The 25,312-nt window shown below is 46.0% G+C and carries 6 protein-coding genes; all 6 read right to left on the bottom strand.

The window, feature by feature from the left end:
- Position 1: 1 nt before the first annotated feature.
- The 6 genes from ACY3LV_RS14025 to ACY3LV_RS14000 are packed head-to-tail and all read right to left on the bottom strand — an operon-like array spanning position 2 to position 25,299.
- On the bottom strand, positions 2 to 7,564 hold the full coding sequence (locus tag ACY3LV_RS14025) for a type I polyketide synthase (protein ID WP_464863993.1): 7,563 nt from the start codon (positions 7,562 to 7,564) through the stop codon (positions 2 to 4).
- A gap of 17 nt (positions 7,565 to 7,581) precedes the next feature.
- A complete protein-coding gene (locus ACY3LV_RS14020) occupies positions 7,582 to 12,102 on the bottom strand; it encodes a type I polyketide synthase (protein ID WP_464863992.1) in 4,521 nt (1,506 codons plus the stop codon).
- A complete protein-coding gene (locus ACY3LV_RS14015) occupies positions 12,095 to 14,764 on the bottom strand; it encodes a non-ribosomal peptide synthetase (RefSeq protein ID WP_464863991.1) in 2,670 nt (889 codons plus the stop codon). The genes ACY3LV_RS14020 and ACY3LV_RS14015 overlap by 8 nt, the downstream gene beginning before the upstream one ends.
- 19 nt (positions 14,765 to 14,783) lie before the next feature.
- Positions 14,784 to 23,879, bottom strand: coding sequence for an amino acid adenylation domain-containing protein (locus ACY3LV_RS14010; protein ID WP_464863989.1), 9,096 nt, complete (start codon positions 23,877 to 23,879; stop codon positions 14,784 to 14,786).
- 21 nt (positions 23,880 to 23,900) lie between these two features.
- Complete coding sequence (locus ACY3LV_RS14005) at positions 23,901 to 25,043, bottom strand: acyl-CoA dehydrogenase family protein (RefSeq protein WP_464863988.1); 1,143 nt, start codon at positions 25,041 to 25,043, stop codon at positions 23,901 to 23,903.
- On the bottom strand, positions 25,030 to 25,299 hold the full coding sequence (locus ACY3LV_RS14000) for an acyl carrier protein (RefSeq protein WP_003240117.1): 270 nt from the start codon (positions 25,297 to 25,299) through the stop codon (positions 25,030 to 25,032). Before ACY3LV_RS14000 ends, ACY3LV_RS14005 begins: the two co-directional genes overlap by 14 nt.
- Between the last annotated feature and the right edge of the window lie 13 nt (positions 25,300 to 25,312).

The raw sequence follows: 25,312 nt of genomic DNA, 5'->3' as shown, positions 1-25,312 counted from the left end.
TCTATTCGCCGCCTCTCAATCTTTTATCTCGCTGATTGCGTAACCGCGTTTTTCTCCGCACGCTGGATACAGCCGCCATTTCCTCTGTCTCCTCTTCACTTTCTTCTTGATCAGGACTGATAAATTGCGCTAAAGCAGCCACTGACGGGTATGTGAATAAAGTCACCACTGCCTCATTCGTTCCCAATTCCTTATTTAAGCGGTTTGTCACTTGTACGATATCTAAAGAGCTGGCCCCAAGATCAAAAAAGTTATCATGTATGCCGACTTGCTCCAAACCCATAAAATCCTGCCAGATGCCGCAAATAACTTGTTCTGTTTTACTGCGCGGAGCGACATATGGATTATTCAATTCAGGTCGGGTGTGTAAGGCGCCCGTCTTTTTCTCCTCTTTCGCTATGCTATCGGCATTCATAGATATCCATTGCTTCATTCTGTATCCCAAATCACCTGTTGAAACTAATAAATGGCGATTGTTGATATCTGACAGCACATATTGAAAAAGAGCTGCTCCTTCTTCAGGCAAAATGGCAAGTTCAGCAATAGATTCTCCGATAGTAGATTCAAGCTGGCCCCAGAAGTTCCATGCATCCCAGTTCACGCAAACCCAAGGAGTCTTGCTGCGCTGATTCACCCTCGCCGCAAAAGCATCCATATAAATATTCGCTGCAGAGTAAGCTGAGAAACCGAGACCTCCAAGCAAAGCACTAATCGATGAAAATAAGAAACAAAAATCTATATTTTCGTTTTCTAATAGAGATTCAAGCACTTTCAATCCTCTAACTTTAGACTGGAACTGGTCTTCTCCGCCTTCAATCGTTGCAGGTATATCTGTTATCGCCCTGAAAGACGAACTTCCCGGAAGCCCGGCAGCGTGAAAGACGCCGTTCAGCTGGCCAAACTCAGTATGAACCTTTCTCATAACAGCCTGCATATCCGACAGACTTCCCGCATCTGCCTGAAGAGCTGTCACCTTTGCACCTAACCGTTCCAATTCTTTTATTTTCAGGATTTTCGCGGTAATCGGATCATCTTCCTCATGTTTTTCGCACCAGCTTTCCCACTGGCTGCGCTGCGGAAGTTCACTTCTTCCTGTCAGAATTAGACGGACGTTTCCTTCTTGCGCAAGCAGCTTTGATAACACAAATCCGATTCCGCCAAGCCCTCCCGTAATAAGATAAACACCTTTCGGGCGGATCATATTCGGCAAGCCGGTCGCTTTATTTAACTGAACAGGCTGATACATCTGCACCCATCGGCGGCGGTTTCGGTATGCGATAATTTGATCTTCACCTGCAGTATCAGTTTCCGTCAGGATTTGGTCAATCAACTCCTCTTCTTTCCATGTCAATGTATTCGGTAAAGGAGGAATGTCGATGTTCCAGCATTTCAAATGGTTATATTCCTGCGGGATGACTTTCAACGGCCCCAAAATCGTCGATTTTTCAGCATTGATTTGTTCTTCTCCAGTCACCTCATGAATCCCGCTTGTTAGCACAAACATGTTACATTCGTTCATTTGTTTTTGATTATTTGCCGCCTGTGCAGTAAAAATCAAACTGTAATAGCCGTTTTCACTGTAAGCACTGAATGATTGCTGAGATTCACTTTGTTCAGAAACGCTCCAGAGATGCATGATTCGGTTTGGAAGAAGTCCGTCTGAAGCAAGTGAAGAAAACAAACGCTCATAATGCGTGCTGTCAGCCGGATTGATGACATACAATCCGCTGCTCACTTTTTCAAATTGCCGGCCCCTCGTGACAACTGCCGCTTCACGTCCATGACGGCGTATCGATTGCACAAGCCGGTCTCCAAAGGCTGTTCCTTCATGAAACACAAGCGTTTTTCCGCTTTCAGCCGGCTGTTCTTCTTTTCGGACATTCGCGGACTTGATCTTTCTTTCCCATGATGGAAGGTAGAACCATTGATCCATCTGCTTCTTTTTATTTGGCTCATCAGCGGAGGCGATAGCAGTAGCCGCATTGTCAGCCGCTTCTATCCAATAGCGTTTTCTCTCAAAAGGATAAGGCGGCAGCGGTACGAGGCGCTTAGGCTTATCAACGCTGTACTGATTCCAGTCAATCTCATATCCGCATACCCAAATCTGGCCTAGTTTCTTCAAGAAATAAGCATGGTCATCAGCCGGTTCTTGAGCATGCCGGACTGTATGAACAATGTCATGCCGGTTTGATCGCTTCTTGTGCCTTTTGGCAAATGTACTGAGTGTGCTGCCGGGCCCGACTTCGATCAACAGCACGTTTTCATCATTTAGAATTTGCTCTAATCCTTTATGAAAACGCACTGTGCCTCTTAAGTGCTGAGACCAATAAGCCGGATCTTGTGCTTGTTCCGGCAGTATCCATGTCCCTGTGACATTGGAGACAAAAGGGATGCGAGGAATATGCATATCCATCTGCTTCACAAGCGCTTCAAATTCCGCAAGAATCGGCTCCATCATATAAGAATGAAAAGCGTGAGAAGTATGCAGCTGCCGTCCGGCAATGCCCTTCTCTTCAAGGAAAACGGCTAACGCCTCAATCTCCTCACTTTTTCCTGAGACTACGCATAAGTCATGAGCATTGACAGCCGCAAGTGACAGACCGTTCGTTAGCAGCGGCTGCAACTCGTCCTCTGATAGCTGAACACTCATCATTGCTCCAGATTCCAGCTGCTGCATCAGCCTTCCCCGCTCCATTACGAGCGTTAAAGCCGTGTCTAATGAAAACACGCCTGACAAGCATGCAGCAGTGTATTCACCAATGCTGTGTCCAATCATATAATCCGGCGAGATGCCTGCACTTTGCAGCAGCTTTGCGAGCGCGTATTCAAATATGAACAGCAGCGGCTGCACTACAGCGGTCTCCGTCAGCTTCGCCCCATCAGTTGAATCCGGGAAGACGATTGCCTTCAAATCGACCTGATGTGTTTTTTCAGCCAAGGCAAAACAGCGGTCTGCTTCTTTCTGAAATACTGGTTCAGCTTCATATAAATTTTTCATCATATCAATATACTGAGAACCTTGGCCGGAGAACATAAAGGCAGTCGGGCGCCCGCTATGTCTTTGATAACCGGTGAGCTCCGAACCGCTTTCCCATTCCGTTGATTTTGACAGCACGACAGATTTTCGGTATGAAAATTGTTTTCTGCCGACTTGCAAGGTGTATGCCACATCTTCTAATGGAATGTTTGGATGCGTTCGAAGAAATTCCTTCAATCGATTTGTCATTCGCTCTAAGGCTGTATCTGTTTTTGCGGACAGAACAAGCAAATGCCGCTGGCTTTCGGAAGCTTCTCTGCCTGACTCCGGCTCTTCTTCCAGTACTATGTGCGCATTTGTACCGCCAATTCCGAAGGAGCTGACACCCGCCCGCCTAGGATAATCGGATTCCTTCCAGTATGCCGCCTCGGTATTGACATAAAAAGGCGTCCGGTCAAAATGAATATGCGGATTAGGTGTTGTGTAGTTCAAGCTTGGCAAAATTGTTTTATGTTTTATCGATAAAACGGCCTTAAAGAGGCCGGCAATGCCGGAAGCGCTGTTCAAATGTCCGACATTGCTTTTCACTGACCCGATTGGAATTGACATTGGCTTGTCACTTTTAAAAACTTGGCTCAGCGCTTCTATTTCAATTGGATCACCCATTTTTGTACCGGTTCCGTGAGCTTCGATATACCCTACTGTGTTCGGATCAATACCTGCATTCTCGTATGCATTCTTTAACACTTCGGTCTGGCCTTCTACGCTCGGGGCGGTAAAACCGACTTTTCGGCTTCCGTCATTATTCATTCCGACCCCTTTTATGACCGTATAAATGGTATGCCCTTCTTTAACGGCGTCCTCATATCTTTTTAAAACGACAATTCCCGCGCCATCGCCAAAAACTGTACCGCCCGCTTCCTCATCAAAAGGCCGGCAATGCCCATCCGGTGATTGAATCATGCCATCCTGATAAACATAACCTGACCGCAAAGGCGTGCTGACGGTTACGCCTCCTGCAAGCGCCGCGTCACATGCTCCGTTTTGCAGCGCTTGGCATGCCGCTCCAATATTCACTAGAGAAGTGGAGCAGGCTGTTTGCATTGTGATGCTCGGCCCATGCAGGTTTAATTTATAAGCAAGCTGGGTGCTGAAAAATTCTCTGTCATTTAACAGCATGGAGCTGAACTGTTCAGTCCCATCTAGTTTTCCTGCAAAACGTGTGATCCATTCGAGGTTCGGACTTGTCCCAGTGTAGACGCCAATTTTCCCTGTTGTCCGCTCAGGGTCACAGCCCGCATCTTCTAAAGCCTCCCATGCACATTCATGTAAAAGCCTGAATTGCGGATCCATCAATTCTGCTTCTCTTGAGGAATATTGAAAAAAATCAGCATCAAACCTATCAGGATCTTCGAGGATACCCTTCGCTTTTACATAATTGGGGTGCTTCAAGAGCTGATCATCCATACCTGACGCTTTTAATTCTTCATCCGTAAAGAAGCTGATAGATTCTTTGCCGTTTACGAGATTATTCCAAAACTCATCCAAATTGCCAGCTCCCGGAAAACGCCCTGCCATACCGATAATCGCGATATCCGATCCCCGGCCATTCGAATGGGTTTGAGGCACCTTTTGAGGCTGCATCATTTCCGGCTGGCCGGCCACCGTTTGAACCTGTTGATGAAGATGCTTCGCCAGGCTGCGAACTGTGGCAAATTGATAAAGCACAACTGGTTCCACTTTCCATTTCAAATGATCTGTGAATTTTGCCGCTAATTGAGAGATATCAAGCGATGTAGCCCCCAGTTCAAAAAACGGCACCTCATCGTCCAGTTCATGGAATCCAAAATGCTTTAGGACAATTTCTCCGATTGTCTTTTCAACAGCTGATAACGTCAGTGCCGGCAATTCGGGATGTGTATCCGCCAGTTGCCGAGGCGCTTCTTCCTCCCTATCCTGCGCTGAATTGTCAGACAGCGGGAAATGCTGCTTTGTAAAAGGATAAGTCGGCAGGGCTAACCTTTTATTATCCTGAGGTTCGTGCAGGACGCTGAAATCAATCTCAGCCCCGAGACTCCACAACGCTCCGTATATATGTAACTTTAAAACGTCTGTGTGTCCTTGTGTGCCGAGTTTATCTGTCACGCCAACTGAACGGCGCTCTGTAAATACTGATGCACCCTGAGTCAAACGCAGATCTATGCAAACAGCAGGTTCCTCCCGCAAACAAGACGAGATATGTTCAAAAAATCGTATCGGCTTGCAGATTTGGCCGGCCCAATAGCTGGGATCCGCTGCTTCGGAATCTGCTATAACTTTTCCAGTGACAGACGAAACGACTGGAATGTCTGGTGATTTCATGTCCAGCTTGCCAAGGAAGTGCATGAATTCTTCGGCCGCGTCAACCAGCAGATCCGATTGATATGCGATCTCCCCATCAAATAATTCAGCAGCTATCCCTTCTTGTTCAAGCCGCTCCTTCAGCTGATACACATCCTCTGGCAAACCGGAGACGGCACAATACCTCTCATCAATCAGCGCCAAAGATAATGATTTTTCTAAGTATTGAACGATATTCGGTTCTGACAGGCTGACACCGAGCATTTTTCCTGCCGGCGACAGACTGATGAACTCTCCGCGTTTATATGCAGCAACAGCCCCTTCTTCAAAGGAGAACATTCCTGCCGCACAGGCCGCCGTAAACTCCCCGAATCCCCGCCCGATAAAGCGGTCCGGTGTAATGCCGATGTGTTGTAAATAACGGACTGCGGCGTATTCCATGATGAACGACAACGTATGGACCAATCCCAGATCTTTCTCTTCCCGGTATGTGTTTGGAGCAGAAATGCACACTTTAAAGAAACCGAGAACATCCTGCTGAAAAGCGTTATGCACCTTTTCAAGGCAAACATCAACTTCTTTTTTGAACAGGTTCTCTGTACGGTATAGTTCCGCATATCGGTCAAAGCCCTCTTGAACGTCTCCCGCAAATACAAACATGGTGCTGCTTGATACAGCCGCCGATTCGCTGATTTGTTTCTCATGCCGATGATCAGAAAGCTGATCAAGCAGATCCTTTTGATCTGAGGCAACAAAAGCGACTCTGTACTGAAATTGCTTTCTGCCAAGCTGTAACGTGCGAGCTATGGCTGGCAGCGACGATTCCGGGTTCCGGCGAAGAAAATCAGCCATTTGATCCATTGAGCGGGCCAGCTCCTGTCTTGTTCTCGCAGAAAGAACAACTAACTCAGGACCGCCGGCTGGCATTTCATCAGTTAGAGATGGGGGCTCTTCAAGAACAACGTGCGCATTAGCCCCGCCGATTCCAAAAGCGCTCACGCCGGCTCTTCTCGGCCCTTGCAGGGATGCCCACTCAGTCAGCTCTGTATTGACAAAAAACGGCGTGTTCTCAAATTTGATGCGCGGGTTCGAATTTTGATAGTGAAAAGCGGGCGGCAGTTTTTTATGATGGAGCATCATAACGGTTTTGATAAATCCAGCTACCCCAGAAGCGGCGTCCAGATGTCCGATATTGGCTTTGACAGAACCAATTCGGCAGTATGCTTTTTTATCTGTATTGAAAGCACGGGTCAGCGCCTCAATTTCAATCGGATCTCCGACAGGCGTTCCTGTCCCGTGAGCCTCAACATAACCGATGGTTTCCGGTTCCGTTTCCGCCATCTCCATAGCTGTGGCAATGACATTCGCCTGGCCTTCAGCACTTGGAGCCGTATACCCGGCCTTATTGTTTCCATCATTATTAATGGCAGAGCCTTTGATGACGGCATAAATCGCATCGCCGTCAGCTTGTGCATCTTTCAATCGCTTTAACGCCACCACTCCGGCTCCTTCACCAAAAATGGTTCCGTTCGCCTGTTCATCAAACGGACGGCAATGACCATCTGAAGAATAGATCATTCCCTCCTGATAAAGGTACCCGGATATATGCGGCAGGCTCAGGGTAACACCTCCGGCTAATGCAAGGTCACATTCTCCCCCAATCAAGCCCTGGCACGCCATATGTATCGCGACAAGAGAAGTCGAGCAAGCGGTTTGAACTGATACACTCGGCCCTTTTAAATTAAGTTTATAAGCGATTCGTGATGCGAACGACGAATCATTTAAATGCATGATTTGAAAAGCGTCTTCATTCTTATGAAGAGAAGACATATGACGGCCCATCCAGGACAAATTGCTGGAAGCACCAGCATACAGCCCGATCAGCCCGTTAAATCGTTCAGCGTCACAGCCCGCATGCTCCAGCGCTTCCCAGGTACATTCATGCATGAGTCTGATTTGCGGATCCATCAAGGCAGCTTCTCTCGGTGAATAGCCGAAAAACTCCGCATCAAAGTCAGAAACTTCATCAATGATCGGTTTTGCTTTTACATACGCATCTTGGCGAAGCAGCGCCTCATCCACTCCGGCTTTGATTAATTCTTCATCGGTAAATTGAGTGACCGATTCTATTCCTTTTGAAATGTTGCTCCAATACTCATCAATATTTGCCGCACCTGGAAACTTGCCCGCCATACCGACTACCGCTATTTCCAGTCCTGTTTCTGTCCATTGTTTCTCGTCAGCCATGGAAATCAGCCTCCCATCTATTTTCGTCTCATTCGCTGTTTTCGCCGGTTTTTCCCTTCATTTATGGCTTTTTGGCGATCTGGCTCTATTCCTTTTATGTGTAAGTCATCACCGCTTTGCTGCGCTTTGACGGCTTGGGTTAACGCCGCAACCGTCGGGTGGGCATACATCATCACAACCGGGATATCCACGCCAAGTTCGTTTTTGATTCTCCCGCTCACCTGAAGCAGATCCAGTGAAGAGGCTCCTAATTCAAAGAAATTCATATTTACATCTGTTTCAGAATGAAAATAATCTTTGAAGATATTCATTAACCTATCTTCAAGTGTATCTAACCGGTCTTTTGTCAGCACATGCTCTGCGGTTTGTCTGTCCTTGTTCACATAGCTGTCTTTCATTCGTTTGTTTACGTCCTGCAGTGAAATCAGGACTTGTGGGTAGCGCAGCTGCAAAGCTCTCATAAACGCTTTTGCGCCTTGACTCGGCAGAATTCCTTGGTTTTGCTCTTCTTTGTTCGCTATCTTCGAAAGAATGGTCGCCGTTTCTGATTCATATGCCATCCCTACTTGTTCCCAACGGTCCCAGTTAACCGTCACCATGTTTTCGCCTTCTTTTTGGCATGCGTGAGCATAACTGTCCAAGAATGCGTTTGATGCAGCGTAGCCGACTTGGCCCCCCGCTCCCAAAAATGAAACAAGAGAGGAACAAATGAAGAAGAAGTCCGGCTGTTTGTTTCTAAGCACTTTTCTTAACAGAGCCGTTCCTGTTATTTTGGCTTTCGCCATATGCCTCTCATCGTCTGGCGTCCTTGCGTGAATCACTTTGCCATCAGGAATGCCTGCCGCATGAATAACGCCATGAATAGCTTGTCCGAAGCGAGATTCTGCTGTTTGCAGGGCTTTTTGAAGCTCTGCCTCGTCTGAAATATCCGCCTGTAATACCAGCACCTCAGCTCCAGCCTTCTCGAGTTCTTCCACAGCTTTGAGTTTTTTGGCAGTATCGTCATTTGCTCTCAGTTGATCGGTCAGTCCTGTCCGGCTTAGCAGCACAAGCTTCGCTTGAACCGTTACAGCTAAATGAGATGCAAGAGATAACCCGATCCCGCCAAGGCCGCCTGTAATGATATAAACTCCTTTATGCCTGAGTTTGCCGGTCATATTCATCTCATCTTGCTTGGCCGGCTGCTTCGCCTGCCGAATCCATCTGCTGTTTCCCCGATAAGCCACAATAGGCTGACCATCCTCTTTTTTAAGTTCATAAGAAATCATTTCAGGCCAGCTTGATTGACCGTGGTCCGGACAAAGATCAACCGCTTTACAGCTGATCTGCTTATACTCTTGCGGAATGGTCAAACAGACTCCGGTCAGCGCAGCCTGATGAGGCTGAAGTTCCTCCGTTCCCGTCACATCGTGGGCTTGATTGGTCACTGCGGTTATGTTGAATCTTTTATTGCTCTCTGTTCCAAGTAAACGGACAAGATCAAGAAGAGGGAGATAACCGGCTATTGTGTGCTCCGCAATGTCTCCATCACGGCAATCACAGTCTTGCAGCCACATCCAGATGATTTCATCAGGGACAAACCCTCTTGAATTGAGTTCATCCAGCAGCTTCCGAAAGTGGGACGTATCCCCGCGGTTTACCGTAAACGTGTTTCTAACTGTTTCCGCAAAGCAATCACCCGGCAGGACAGACACTGCCTCCGCTTGCTGTTTTATGAGATGTTGGCTGACATCACCGTTTTCTTCAAAAACAAGTATCCTCTTTCCTTGATGAGTTATTGTCTCATTGACTGGTTCCATTCGTTCCCAGAACGGAACGGAAAACCACTTATCAAAAGGAAGCTGTTTTTCACTTGAAGCAATGTTTAATTTCAATTCGTTTTTGATCTTTTCTTCCATTCCGCCCTGAGATATTTGCGGATCGGGAAATACTTGATGCTCAAAAGGATAAGTCGGAAGCGGAACCCTTTCGTATGAGTCTCCCTTGCGAAATTGCTCCCAGTTCATGTTTACACCATGCGTCCAAAGCCTGCCGATGCTGTTTAACAGATAGACACGATCAGATGATACTTCCTTTGGATGCCTGATGATATTTACCGCGGCATGCCGCTCTGTCATAAAACCCTTATGCTTTCTCACAAACTGCGTTAAAGTGTTCCCTGGCCCGATCTCAACGAATACAACATTGCCCATTTGTAAAAGTGTGTTCAGCCCTGAATGAAAATCAACCTTTTCTATGATTTGCGAAGCCCAATATTCCGGATCTGACGCCTGCTCTCTTTGTATCCAATCGCCTGTCACATTCGAAATAAACGGAAGGTCAGGCACTTGGAATTCCATGTTTTTCAAAATATCAGCAAAACGAGAGGCTGCCGGCTTCATCATGCTTGAATGAAACGCATGGGACGTTTTTAAGTGCTGAATGGCCACTCCTTTCGACTGAAGGCGCGCGGCAAAAGCATTGATTGGCTCCATAAGGCCTGATACAACCGATAAATCAGAGCTGTTTGAAGCCGACAGCTCAACCCCTTCTGTCAATTCCATTTCTGTCTCTCTGCTAGGCAGTCCGACGCTCAACATTTCTCCCTCCGGCATTTCCTGCATCAATCGGCCTCTCACCACAACCATATGAAGCGCGTCTTCCAATGAACAAATGCCTGACAGACAGGCTGCCGTTACTTCTCCTATGCTGTGGCCTATCATGTATTGCGGTTTTAAACCTTTTTTGATCAAGAAGGACGCCAGCGCATATTCAAAAGAAAATAAAATAGGCTGTGTATATGAAGTTTCATGGATAAGCCGTTCGGCTTCTTTACTTTCTGCTTCATTAGCCGGAAACATGATGCTTCTAATATTAAGTCCTTCCTCAGCTTGCAGAATGGCAAAACAGCGGTGCAGCTCCTCCTGGAATATGGGCTCCATTTCATACAGTTGTTTCCCCATATTGACGTATTGAGAGCCTTGACCGGAAAACATAAAGATAACCGCCGGCTTTTCCAGCGCTATTGAAGAAGTTGCCTTATCGCTTGTTATTCCTAAAGGACCCGCCGTAAATGCCTGACGATACTGAAAATGCCTGCGGCCCTCTTGCAGCGTGTATGAAATGTCTTGGAGCGGTACCTCTTCATTCTCTTTTATAAATTGCTTGACTTGATCCGCAGCCTTAGTTGCAGCTTTTTCAGACCGGGCAGAAATAAGCATAAGGCAGTCTTCATGATCTTCTTTATGGCGTCTTTCCTTCATCGGCGGCTCCTCCATGACAACATGAACATTCGTGCCGCCGATCCCAAAGGAACTGACCCCCGCCCGAAACACACGGTCAGATGCTGTCCATTGTTTTGCTGATGTGCTGACATAAAAAGGACTGTTTTCAAAATCAATTTTAGGATTGGGCTTTTTGTAATGAAGGATTGGCGGCAGGATTCTCGCTTTGAGACTCAGCGCCGTCTTAATAAACCCCGCAATTCCCGCGGCGGAATCCAAATGACCGATATTTGTTTTAACAGAGCCGATCGCGCAGTATTGCTTCTTTTCTGTTTGAAACGCTTGTTTAAGCGCCTCTATTTCAACTGGATCTCCTAGCGAAGTCCCCGTGCCATGCGCTTCGACATAAGAAATACTTTCGGGCTCTACACGGCTGATGTTCAGTGCTTTTCTAATGACATCTGCCTGCCCTTCGATACTTGGCGCGGTGTAACCGACTTTACGGCTGCCGTCATTGTTATATGCTGATCCCTTAATGACAGCGTAAATATGGTCTTGATCCTTCAGCGCCTGCTTTAAAGTTTTGAGCACTACAACACCGCAGCCCTCGCCCCCGACTGTCCCTTTTGCTTCCGCATCAAATGCACGGCAGCGGCCGTCTGGCGACATAATCATCCCTTCTTGATACATATAACCCTTTTTGTGGGGACAAGTCACCGTTACACCTCCGGCCAGCGCCATTTTACAGTCGCCGGTAAGCAAAGCTCTGGATGCGAGATGCACAGCGGTCAGAGAAGAAGAACAAGCTGTATCCACTGCGATACTCGGCCCTTTCAAATTTAATTTGTAAGAAATTTGCGTATTCATAAAGTCCTTGTCCGTCAACTGCACAGCAGCAAACTGCTCAGAAGAACTGCTGCTTCTCAGCAGCATTGAACTTGCCTGCCAGTACAAATTCGCAGACGCAGCGCCGAATAAACCGATAGGCTGTGAATAGCTTTCGGGATTGTACCCGGCGTTTTCAAGGGATTCCCACGCGACTTCATGAAACATGCGCACTTGCGGGTCCATTACCTCAGCTTCGCGCTGTGAATAGCCGAAAAACGCTGCGTCAAAGTGGTCATGCCGGTCTACTTTTCCTTTGGCCCTGACATAATTCTTATGATCGAGCTGCTCTTTAGGCACACCAGCTTCCATAAGCTCTTCTTTTGAGAAAAATGTAATGGATTCCGTGCCCGTTTTGATATTCTCCCAAAACTCTTCAATATTTTTGGCACCTGGGAAACGGCAAGCCATTCCGATAACCGCGATTTCCAAGCCTGTTGTTTTACTCATCAGAGATCCCGCCTAACAGTTGTGAGACATTTTCTAAATCTTCCGCTGCCTCTTCCGCTCTCTCAGCGTTTGCCTGAGAACCCTCAGACTCCGTTTGCCGGCTGAGCTGGGCAGCTATTGCTGAAACGGATGTATATTGAAACAGCTGAACAACTGACAGCTCTTGTCCAAACTGCTCTTTCAATTTGTTCGATAGTTCTACGATGTGAAATGAGTTTCCGCCGATATCAAAAAAGTTATCTTCCATGCTGATTTCAGATTCAGGTATATTCAAAATGCCAGCAAAAATGGAAACCAGCTTTTTCTCTGTTTCATTGTGCGGTTTTATGACCTGCTCGTCAGATTCAGGCTCTTCCAAAGGATCTGGAAGAGCCTTGATATCAAGCTTTCCTGACAGGTTCATCGGAAACGAATCTATGCGAATGAATCGTCTTGGAATCATATAAGCCGGTAGCTTTGCTGCTAAATATTCTCTCATTTTTCGAGTTTTCAGCTTTTGATCGGAAATGAGGTACGCCACAAGAAACTGGTCATCCGATTCCTTTTGAACTGGAATAATCACCACGTCATGAATGATTTGTCCGGACTCACTGTAATCAAGCAAGGCTTTTCTAATCTCATCCAGCTCTACTCTGAATCCTCTTATTTTCACTTGATCATCATATCTGCCAAAAAATTCGATTAAGCCGTCAGAACGCCATCTCGCCAAGTCACCGGTATGATAAAGCTTGCTGGCGGGGATATGCTGCGGTTCTGTAAACTTTTCAGCCGTCAGCTCAGGCTGGCCGATATATCCTCTTGCCACACCGTCGCCGGCAATGCATAATTCTCCGTACAAGCCAATGGGCACAGGCTGGCCGCAATGATCCAGAATAAAAATCTGCTCATTTGGCATCGGCCTGCCGATCGGCACGGCAGCTTCATTCCAAGGCTCAGGAATAATAAAAGCCGCTGACTGTACAGCGCATTCCGTCGGGCCGTAATTATTTGTCATCACCGGCTTGTCGGCTTGAAACGTTTGTAAAAACTGGTCAACCAATTGGGACGGAAGAACTTCGCCGCCTGCCAATATTAACTTCAATTCGTTAACGTGGTGCGGCTCTTTCTCAGCGGCTTTGATCATTAGGCGCAAATGAGAGGGGGTCGCATCTGAAATATGAATGCGGTTCTCCTCATAAAAAGACCACAGCTGCTTTCCATCCATCCTTGCATGATCCGGTGCAATATATAAGGTGTGTCCGAGAAGCACTGCAGGAAATAACGTTTGCACAGATGCGTCAAAAATATGAGATGCAAGCATGCCGATGCGGAGATGCACTTGTGAAAACGGCTGAAAATGAAGGCTGTCTATGCCATATACTAAATTGATGACTTGACGATGCTCCACCATCACGCCTTTCGGTTTGCCTGTTGTCCCGGATGTATACAGCACATAAGCGAGATTTTCAGGAGAGGGCAGACGCCCATGCTCCGCCGTGCCTTCAAATTTCATCATTTCCTCTATCAATAAGCTTTTTTTATCCCCAGCAGAAATGTCATGATCCTCGTTCGTGATCACAAACCGCGAACCGCTGTTTCTCAGCATATAATCCATACGTTCGGACGGCATCTTTACATCTATCGGCAAATAAGGACAGCCGGCTTTTAATATGCCTAATATGCCGATAACCATCTCTGCCGAACGATGAACCATCAGCCCAACAGGCTCCTCATGACGAACACCCTCTTTTATCAAAAAAGCAGCGATCCTGTCTGACAATTCATCAGCCTCACTGTATGTGAAGCTGATATCTTCATAAACAATCGCAGGCTGATCCGGCTTGCGATCGGCCTGTTCTTTGAATAGATCGACAATTGATTTGTTTTTCGGATATGGCTGATTTGTTTGGTTAAATGTCATGGTGATTTTCTCTCTCTCTTCTTGAGAAAGAAATTGCAGCTCAGTAACTGGCGTCTCTGGCGCTGACATCGCCTGCTCTGCCAGCGTGCAAAAATGGCCTGCTATCCTTTCAGCCGTTTCAAAGGTGTAATGCCTTAAATTCCAGCTCACCTTACCAGTCAGTATCCCTTCGTCACGCTGAATGGAAATCAACAAATCGGTGTCCATCTCTTTCAATGAGGCGGGCTGCTGAAGGTCAGCCATTGCCACGGAAATGCCGAAGCGGGGATCCCCTTTTATATGCAAAGGATAGAGCTCATCCAACAGGATTTTCACAGGATAATTTTGATGGGCATACGCTTGTTGAAAAGACTGTTTCACGCGCTCAAGGCAGTCTCTGAAACTCATAGAAGGGTTTATGTTCACCGGCAGCGGAAGAAGATCATTGATCACCGGCTGTGTTTCCCGCTGTCTCAACACAGGGGCCGACGCCAGAATATCCGTTCTTCCGCTGTACCTGTGCAGCAATGTGACTGCCACAGTCATAAAAATGATAAACATACGCAAATCTGAAGCTCCGGATGCCTTTAAGATGGCCTTTTCCAGCTGAGCCGGGAATGAAAAAGTGAATGAAGCTTCTTCATCGTTTTGATCAAGAAGCTGTGAATCATAAGGAAACCGGCAGTCCGACGGGATTTGAGATAATAGAGAAGTCCAATATTGCCGCTCCTTCACTTTTTCAAGAGCTGCGGTTTTCAATTGAAAGACATCGGTTTGGTTCATTGTTATTCACCTATTTCTGCTAGATTTTCAGATCGTCTAGTTCCAGCAACGATACCTTTTCTAAATCATTGATGCCTGAAGTCAGGTCAATATCCTTGAGAGCGGTTTGCTTACAATCAATCACGGCTGACAGCACCTTTTTAATCCCTTTCGCAACGCTTTCAATGGTTTCTCTTGTAAACAGCTCAGTGCTGTATTCAATGACAGAAGATAAACCGGTTTCGTCTTCTGAAGCGATCCAAAGCAAATCAAACCGGGAAACCGCTGTTTCATATTCATAGTCGGTTAATGTGATCCCGTCTACCTCTAAAGCAGGCTGGCTTAGATTCTGCAGTGCAAAAACAGTATCAAAAATATGATTCCTATTTAACGTCCTATCTAACTTCAAATCTTGAACCATATGTTCATACTGATAATCTTGATGATCAAAATCATCAATCACCAGCTGCTTGACATGGTGCAGAAATTGAGTGAACGTCATCTCTTTTTTCGGATAAAACCGAAGCGGAAGCATATTAACGAATATACCGATGATCCGCTGCAGTTCCTCCTGCCTTCTCCCAGCGACCGGAACGCCGACTACAATGTCGGACTGTCCAGTGAGCTTGTGCAGCAGGATTTGATAGATTGATAAAAGTCCCATAAACAGCGTGGCATCTTCATCGGCCATAATGGATTTAAACGCCTCAAGCTCTTTTTTGTTTATATAAAAACGATAATGGGCGCCGGCATAGCTTTTGACATCGGGTCTCCGGTAATCAGCCGGCAGCTGAAGCTCATGGAAGCCGTCAAGCCGTTTCAGCCAATATGTTTTCACCTCATTCAGGTCATCAGACTGAAGCATCTGATTCTGCCATTCTGAGAAATCTTTATATTGCAGTTCAAGCGGTGCAAGCTCTTTGCCGTCATACAGATCCATAAACTCGCTGACCAAGATATCCTGAGATAAACCGTCAGAAATAATATGGTGCATATCGAGCATCAGAATATACTCGTTTTCAGAGTTCTTCATAACACCAGCTCTCATCAGGGGAGCCTGATCAAGCTGGAACGGCTTTAAAAAGCTGCTGATGACTTCTTGTTCTTTTGGGCTTTGCCCTTCCTGGCCTGCCACATTTGATAGGTCAAAAAAGTCTGCATGAAATTCCGCATGCTCCGCTATGCACTGCATAGGAACACCGTCTATTGCTTTAAAGGATGTTCTTAAACTCTCATGACGTATAATCAATTGCTTGAACACATTCTCAAGCCTTTGCATGTCAAGCTTTCCTGCAATCTTGCCGGCAGTGAACTCATTGTAGCCTGTGCTTGTTGGATCTAACTGCTGTACAAGATAAAGCCGTTTTTGCGCTGAGGATAACGGATAATAATCCCTTTTCGCAGCTTTTTCTATCTTTCTGTAAATCTTCTTGTCGGCTTGGCTGATAAATTCGGCCATCTGCCTGATCGTCGGAATGTTAAAGAAATCCGGCAGCGCAATTTCCACATTGAATGCTTGATGAATAATGGAAATGAAAGTAATCGCCTTTAACGAATCCCCGCCCATTTCAAAGAAATCATCGTCTATGCCGATTTGATCAATCTTGAAAAACGACTGCCATTGAACAAGAAGTTCTTTTTCCATATCAGTCACCGGTTCGGCATATTCAGCGGTAAGTTCCGGCCGGCCGTACAGCGAAACTTCCTCTTGCTCTTCACCGTTAGGCTTCTGCAGACGGTTCACATATTTTTGTATCCTTTCCTGCAGATCCGTGGCAGACACTACAATCTGATCCATATGATCAAATGTAAAAATCTTCTCAAAGATCTCTCTGCCCTCATGTGTACGAATCAGGGTATTTTCTAAATCCCCTCCGATTGGAATATCCGGTTTTTTGCCGTCTTCAAATTCCCAGCCGTCTAAATTTAGGGCTGTCCACTGAACAGGATGCTGCGCATTATGTTTATATACAAAGGCATCAACAAACTGGTTAACGGCAGTATAGGCGGTAAATCCAAGTCCTCCTAATATTGGAGACAAGGACGAAATCAAAAAGCAGAAATCAAGCGGTCGATCAGCCAGCACTTTTTCTAATACCGCAACGCCCGTCATTTTTGCTTGAAAGTGAGCATCCGAGAAACTTTTATCCGTTTGTTCCATCATTCTGAATGATTGTTCGCCTGTTATTCCAGCTGCATAAATTACACCGTGGATGGAGCCGTACTTACGTTCAGCCATATGAACCAGTTCAGACATATCCGCTTCACAGCTTGCATCCGCAGCAACGGCAATGACTTCTGCGCCTGTTTTTTCTATCTCATATATTGATTTTATTTTTTTAACGGTTGGATCATCCTCAGCATGCGTGCTGATTAAGGACTCCCATTCACTCCGCGGCGGTAGGCCGGAACGGCTTGTCAGAATAAGTTTTGCTTTTGTTTTCTCAGCAATGGTTTTTGCAGCATGTAAACCGATGAAGCCCAGCCCGCCAATCAGAATATATACACCTCCGGGACGAAGGTGCCCCTGCGATGATTCTGCAGGCACTGCTTTGTGAATAAAATTCCTAGTGTACCTTTTATTATTTCTGTAAACCGTTAGGAGATTACCGGATTCAGTCATCAGCTCTGATCTAATGAGTTCCAGCAGCTTGTCTTCTTTCCAGGAATCTTCTTTCTGTCTGTCTATATCAATCACTCGATAGCGAAGGAGCGGTGTTTCCTGAGAAATGACCATACTCGGCCCCAGATGTATCGCTTTCTCTGGATACAGCATGTCTTCTCCGCCAAGCTGATACGTAAGGGACGATAAAACAAAGATCGAAATTTCCTGCTTTGTTCCTTTCTTTTTCAATGCTTGCCCTAAGTAAAGCAAAGAGTAATAGGATTCGCTTTGCATCTGCTCAATCCACTCGGCAGCAGCTGATTCATTCTTCTCTGCCAGCCCCCAGAGGTGCAAAATCCCGCTGTACTGGATGTTTTCCTTCTCCAACACTTCAAAGAGACGGCAGTAATCTTCCGCAGAGTCCGGACGGAGTGTGTACACTCCTTTTTCAATCTGCTGAAAGCTATGCCCTTTTTTAATGATGACACAAGAAGCACAGGCTGGTTGAAGCCCCCGAATAAGCTTATGGCCAAAATCACTATCCTCCATGAAGACAAGCAAACGTTGTTCCGTCGCTTCAATCTCGCGAGAAATCGGCAGGATTTCTTTCTCCCATTGCGGCAGATAAAACCACTCCTGAACCGGGAGCTTTCCTTCGAAATGTTTTTTGCCTTTTCCGCTGGCAGTATGTTTCCGTTTGTACCAGAAGGATTCCTTTTCAAAAGGATATTGAGGCATAGAGACCTTTTCAGGATTTCTGCCCTCCTGCATCCCGCGCCAATCAATGTCCGCGCCATACATCCATAGCGTGCCAATTCTGCTGAGTAAAAATTGGACATCTGACATACTCTGTCTGCTGTGTTTCAGCACATTGCAAGTATGCTGGCGCAGCTCATCCTTAATCGATCTCTTCACCAGCACACTTAAATCCTGTCCCGGGCCGATTTCGATAAAAATAGCATGGTCCTGCTTCGTTAACACGTCAATACCCTCGGCAAAGCGAACAGTCTCAGTCATGTGCCGCTTCCAATAGTCATAGTCCGCGGCTTCTTCATCCGCTATCCAGTCTCCCGTTAAATTAGAAAAGAAAGGAACATCCGGTTTTTGATAAGAAATGTGCTTTGCTGTATTTCCAAATCGTTCAGCGGCGGAAGCCATGACGTGCGAGTGAGCAGCAATTGAACCTTTTACTCTCATACAAAGCACTTTTTTGGCTTTTAACTGTTCTTCAAATACCGAAATGTCAGACTCAATCCCTGACACTATACAAGAAGCGTCATTAACAACAGCCAAGGAAATGCAATCAGGGAGAATCGGTTTCAATTCTTCCTCTGGCAATGGGACGCTTAGCATGATGCCTGACGGAGCTTCGTGCATAACTTGTCCACGTAAGCTGATTAGCTTGATGGCGTCACTGAGCGTAAACACTCCCGATACCGCGGCAGCCGTTAGTTCACCAAAGCTGTAGCCGATCATAGCCCATGGCCGCAGCCCCCACTTCATCAGCAAAAGTGACAGCGCATATTCCAGCATAAAAATAGCAGGCTGGGCATATTTCGTCTCTTGAAGTTTTTTCGCGGCAGCGTCTTCATCCTGCTGGTCAGGGTATAGAATATCCTCAAGCCTCTCGCCGGTCGCTTCATAGAATTCTAGAAAACAATGATCCATCGTCTCTTTGAAAAACGGCTCCTCCGTATACAAATCCCGGCCCATGTTCACATATTGACTGCCTTGGCCCGAGAACATGAAGATCAATTTTTTCTCCTTTTTTTCCTGAAGCCGCGACATTCGGCTGAGTCCTCTGTCCTTTTTCTCGGAAAGCAGGCGGATGACATCCTGTCTGTCCTTTGCCACAAACATTTGCCTATAATCAAAGTGCTGTCTCCCGGCCTGCAGCGTATAAGCGGCGTCTGCTGCATTAAGCTCTGTGTTCCTTTCCATGTGCTCGAGCAAAAGGTCTTTCGTTTTTTCTAAAGCATTCATCGTTTTTGCTGAAAGCGGAAACAGCTGATACGAACGCGAATGTTGTTCACGTTCACTGACAGGCGCTTCCTCCAGAATCACATGGGCATTGGTGCCGCCCATACCGAATGAGCTCACGCCTGCTCGTCTTGGGGTATTTGTTTTCTTCCACATTCGGAGCTTGTCATTCACAAGGAAAGGACTGTTTTCAAAATCAATATTCGGATTCGCTTCCCTAAAATGAAGGCTAGGCACAAATTGTTGATGCTTCAGAGAGAGAACTGTTTTAATGAGACCTGCCGCTCCAGCAGCAGCATCAAGGTGCCCAATATTCGTTTTTACGGAACCAATCCTGCAAAACGCGGTCTTATTCGTTTGAAACGCTTTTGTTAAAGCTTCAATTTCAATTGGATCTCCGAGAGCTGTGCCTGTTCCGTGAGTTTCCACATAGCTGATGGTTTCCGGTTCAATCCCTGCGTCAGCAATCGCATCTCTTATGACCTCTGTCTGGCCTTCCACACTCGGCGCATTAAAGCCTACCTTTTGGTCACCGTCATTGTTGACCGCAGACCCTTTTACAACCGCATAGATCCTATCGCCGTCAGCCAAAGCGCGGCTCAACGATTTCACTGCGACAAATCCGACTCCATCGCCTCCTACAGTGCCTTTCGCGTCTTTATCAAAGGCTCGGCAGTGACCGTCTGGTGATTTCACCATATTCTCTTGGTAGATGTAGCCTGACTTAACCGGATGGAGAATGGATACACCGCCTGCGAGAGCCACATCAGATTCTCCATTCAGCACTGATTTGCAAGCCAAATGCAACGCCACCAAGGAGGTTGAACAAGCTGTCTGCAGTGTAATGGCTGGACCTTTTAAATTAAGTTTATGAGCAACTCGCGTGCTGATCGTATAGGTATCATTTAAAGAGCCGATTTCAAACAGCTCTGACATCCTGCCGTCTAATGAATCAGCGAAATGCTGGAGCCATTGAAAATTTGAGGTTGTTCCAGTAAACAAACCGATTTTCCCTTCATATTCAGCTGAAACACACCCTGCATCCTCAAGTGTTTTCCATACATACTCATGAAGAAGACGGATTTGCGGGTCCATGACCTCTGCCTGTCCCGGTGAATAGCCGAAGAAGGAGGCATCAAATAAATCGGGGCCGTCGATGATTCCTTTCGCCCTTACATAATCAGTTCTCGTAAATGTTTGTTCATCAATGCCTGCCGTAAACAGCTCTTCATCAGTGAAAAAAGAGATAGATTCCTTGCCATTTTGCAGGTTATGCCAAAACTCATCTATGTTTTCAGCTCCAGGGAAACGCCCGGCCATACCGATGATGGCGATATTTTCATCTGATGGTGCCTTCCGCTTTGATGTTAATTGTGTTTTCTTTTTTGATTGCTCTTCATCATGACCTGACAAGAACTCAGCAAGCAATTGGACTGTTGGACGGCGGAACATCTCAACCATTGGAATACTTTTTCCCGTTTCCTTAGAAAGCTGCTGATTGACTTGGATCAAATGCAGGGATGTGCCGCCGATTTCAAAAAATTTATCCTGCACATTGATGCTGTCTTGACCAAGTACGCGTTTCCAAACCTCCAGCACCATCTTTTCTGTTTCAGAAGCGGGGGCCGATGCAAACACCTCTCGTTTTGTCTCTGCTCCAAGCTCGGGCAGTGCTTTTTTATCCAATTTTCCATTGGCCGTCAGCGGCATCTCACTCATCACAATAAATCGGGATGGGATCATATATTCCGGCAAATAACGGCGCAAGTAAACGCGCAGCTGCTTTTCATCAATCGTCTCATCAGTGAAAAGATAAGCAGCCAAGCACGGCGTCTGGGACGCATCCTTCTTCACGACAGCCGCTGCCCCTTTTATACGCCCGTACCGGCAGAGCCAGTGCTCAATTTCCCCGCTCTCAATCCGATAGCCCCTAAGTTTGATTTGGTCATCGTTTCTGCCTAAAAACTGAATGGTTCCATCCGGTAAAAAGCGGGCTGCGTCTCCTGTTTTATACATTTTTTCTCCGGGTTTAAAAGGATGCGCCACAAAGCGCTCTGCCGTCAGTTCCTCCCGGTCTAAGTAGCCTTCTGCTACTCCTTTTCCGGCAATATATAGTTCTCCCGCTGCTCCCTGAGGCAGCAGATACATATGTGAATCAAGAATGTATATATCAGTATGTGCTGCCGGCCGGCCGATCGGCACATACAGACCTTTATCCCTTTCAGATGAGTAGCGGTGAATCATGCAGCCGACTACCGTTTCCGTCGGGCCATATTCGTTAAAGATTTCAATTTCCCCATCGAAGTTCTGTTCAATTTTCGCCGCAAGAGAAGTTTCTAATTGCTCTCCCCCCAGTATCAGGCACTTCATCACACTGTCCCGAAACGGCATTCCGGAAATGAAATGCAGATGGGACGGCGTTAACTTCATAACATGGGCTCGATTATCTTTCAGAATCTGTTCCACAAGAAGCTGCTTGTTTTTATCACGATACACAATAATTGCGTTTCCTGTAATAAGCGGGGTAAAGATAGAAGTTACAGTTAAATCAAAAGACAGGGAGGTATAAAGGGCAAAATCTCTTTTATCACCTCTTACATATTGCTCGGCGGCCCAGGAAACATAATTTTCAAGACCAAGATGCTTAACAAGCACCCCTTTTGGCCTGCCTGTTGTTCCAGAGGTATATATGCAATACGCAATGTCCTGCGAACCGTATTGTTTCACCAGATTGCTGTCGTTTCCTTGATAAAGGTTTTGATCGGTAATATCTATTTTCACACCATCGAACGAGTAAACCAGCCCCTCAATATCTTCTGTCAGCAGCAGTTTTATCCCGCTGTCCTGCAGGAGATATTCAATTCTTTCCGAAGGATAATCGGGATCAACTGGGACATAAGCGCCGCCCGCTTTTAATACAGCGAGACAAGCGATCACCATTTCAATTGAATGTTCTGTTAAAATACCGACTCTTTGTGCAGGTTTGACTCCCCGACTTTCTAAAAAGCGGGCGAGCTGATTCACTTTTTTATTTAATTGATCATAGGTCAGGGATTCCGAGCGAAAGTCCACAGCAAGCGCGTCCGGCGTCTTTTCCGCCTGCTGTTCAAACAAATCAATAACAGTTTGATGTTTGTTGCCGGTCATACCTTTATAGCTGCAAAACTCTTCAAGCTGATAATGCACTTCGTCTTCGGAAAGCATATTCAAGCGGTGCACAGATCTGTCTGCCGGATACTCAATCACTTCCGATAACAGGTTGAGAAAATGATCTCCAAGCTGCTTCACTTGAAGGGCAGACATGACACCAGGATTGTATATAAATAAAAAATGGATATGCTCATCAAAAGCTTGTACACTCAATGTCAAATCGAATTCAGTTTGTTCAAACATGTCATATTGCTCGATTGAAAGAGGAAGACTGTTTGACTTAAGCATCTGGTCAAGCGGATAATTTTCAATCACGACAATCGTGTCAAATAATGACTGCTCAGCGGTCAGACCCGCATAGGTTTTTAAATCAGACAGCGGTGTATGTTCATACTCACTTCTCTTAGCAATCTGCTCATGTGCAAGCTGAATCACATCTAAAGGAGTGGAGTGAGGCGTGAAGCGGAGACGAAGCGGAATGGTATTGATAAACAGCCCCGTCATTTGTTCTATTCCCGGTACATCCGCGCCTCTTCCGGAAACGGTTGTCCCGAACACCACTTCTTCTTGATCAGAATAATTCTTTAGCAGCAGACCCCAGACACTATATAGAATTGAAGCCAGTGTAACCTGCCTTTCAGAAGCGAGTGAGCGCAGAGCTTTTCCTGCTGAAGCTGGAAGCTGTATCTCATGTTTAGAAAAAGTACCATTTCGCTTCCCTTGCCTTTCTGAATTCGGCAGCAATTGCACGGGCTCCCAGTCTTTCAATAACCCTTTCCAAAATGACGCCTGGCTGTCTTTTGTTTTACGCTGCTGTTCCTGCTGCCATTTCACAAATGCTTGATATGACGGTTTTTGTGGTATAACAGGTGTCTGACCCATGGCTAACGCTTGATAGGACTCCAGCCACTCTTTAAGGACAATCCCCATGCTCCAGCCGTCCATCAAGATATGATGAAAGCTGATCATCATCCAGGTCCCGTTTTCTTCTGTTTGATACAGTGTGACACGGAAAGGTACTTCTTGAAGCTGAAACGGCTCTTCCCGATCACTCTCCGCAAGCTCTTCCTTCAGCTTTTCCTGAGAAATGCCTTTGTCGAACGAGAGGCTCAGATAACGGATATCTATTTTATGATGCTTTAATATAACCTGAATTGGCTTAGCTGTTTCCTTCCACCTAAACACCGTCCGAAGCATTTCATTTTGCTGAACCGTTTGCTGCCATGCTTTTTCAAAAAGATCGCGGGCTGGCTCACTCTCTAGCTTGATTAGCATTTGTTCAAAATAAGCATTACCTTCCGGCTCCATTAAATGATGAAAAAGCAGACCTTCCTGAATGGTGGTCAGTCCGAGAATGTTGGCTATGTTATTTTTATCTATTTTTTTCATTTGCTCACTCACAGAATCCTCTCCATCCTCTGCCTATATATGTTTGACAAAATATCGTCTCAATCCATAATTCGCTATGACTTGCTGCTGAATTTGAGATGTTCCTTCAATGATTTCCAACACTTTGGCTTCTCTGTACAAGCGGGCAGCTGAATGATCTCTGCTGAAACCGCTTCCTCCATGGATCTGCACATTTGAATTGGTAATCTCCACAGCAATCTTTGAAGTGAAATATTTCGCGATAGACGTTTCCGTCACGGCCTCCGGATCTTGTTTCATCCGCATTTCGCCTGCTTTCATACATAAGGCTCGGGCTGCATGCAGCTGTGTTACAGCATCACCGATCATTCCTTTAATCATTTGATGTTTGTAGAGCTTCTCTCCAAATTGGCTTCTCTTCCGTGAGTATGTTACTAAAGAATCGACGGCTTCCTGTGCAATCGCCAAGCCGGCCCATGCCACACTGTACCTCCCATGATCCAAGGCTAAATTAACGATGTAATTAAAGCCGCCCCCGATTGGCCCTAATATCCGGTCATCAGAAACCTCGACGCTGTCAAACTCTATTTCCGCAAGATAAGAAGCTCTATTGGCCATCATGCCTTCCATTTTTTTAACCGTTACTCCGCTCTGGCGGCTGTCTACGATAAAGGCTGTAACCACTTCTTTATCACGGGCTATAACCAGAAAAAAGTCAGCAATGGCGCCAAAAGAAATCCATTTTTTTCTCCCGTTAATGACATAGCAGCTTCCGTTTTTTGTATAAGATGTTTCAATGTGGTTTGCGTCTGAACCAATGTTTGGTTCAGACAATGCAAACGCTCCGATTTTCTCTCCTTTTCCGATTGGGACAAGCCATTCTTCTTTTTGGTACTCTGTACCGTACCGTAGCAGAGATTCACCGACTAACGAATTCACAGTCAAAAGGGTTCGAATATTACAGCACGCTTTACCTGCTTGTTCAGTAAACAAACCGTATTCGACAGGGTTCAATCCCAATCCGTGATAGACCTTCGGAATACCCGCGGCAAAATAAGATTTGCTCCCTAAATCTTTTATTAATGCTGCAGGGATGCATTCCTTCTCATCAAACTCTCCTGCAAAAGGTCGGATTTTTTCGTCACAGTAAGCCTGGAAATCTTGAATGATGTCAGCTTTCATCTCAGCTGTTTTCATTAGCAAGAGCCCCGTTCTGTTTCTTTTCAATTAGGCTGACGATTCGGTTTACCGTGCTGAAGTTAGCAATATCTAAATCTTCGTTATCAAGCTGAAACCCAAAGTTTTGCTCAAGAAATGTTACAAGTTTCATCGCAAATAAAGAATTCACAAATCCCATTTCAAAAATGTGATCATCATTGGTTAATTCGATTTCATCGTCAAAGACCACCAAATTTTGTTCAATATATTCTCTAATTTGTTCATGAAGATTCATCTATTTGCTCTCC

This window comes from Bacillus sp. 11C (genome assembly GCF_055486375.1).
The sequence above is the reverse complement of the archived record's forward strand: the minus strand, read 5'-3'. Positions and strand labels throughout refer to the sequence as shown.

Coding starts and splice junctions, on each gene's coding strand:
- ACY3LV_RS14025 (WP_464863993.1), bottom strand. CDS start 7,564: ATGGCTGACGAGAAACAATGGACAGAAACAGGACTGGAAATAGCGGTA.
- ACY3LV_RS14020 (WP_464863992.1), bottom strand. CDS start 12,102: ATGAGTAAAACAACAGGCTTGGAAATCGCGGTTATCGGAATGGCTTGC.
- ACY3LV_RS14015 (WP_464863991.1), bottom strand. CDS start 14,764: ATGAACCAAACCGATGTCTTTCAATTGAAAACCGCAGCTCTTGAAAAA.
- ACY3LV_RS14005 (WP_464863988.1), bottom strand. CDS start 25,043: ATGAAAACAGCTGAGATGAAAGCTGACATCATTCAAGATTTCCAGGCT.
- ACY3LV_RS14000 (WP_003240117.1), bottom strand. CDS start 25,299: ATGAATCTTCATGAACAAATTAGAGAATATATTGAACAAAATTTGGTG.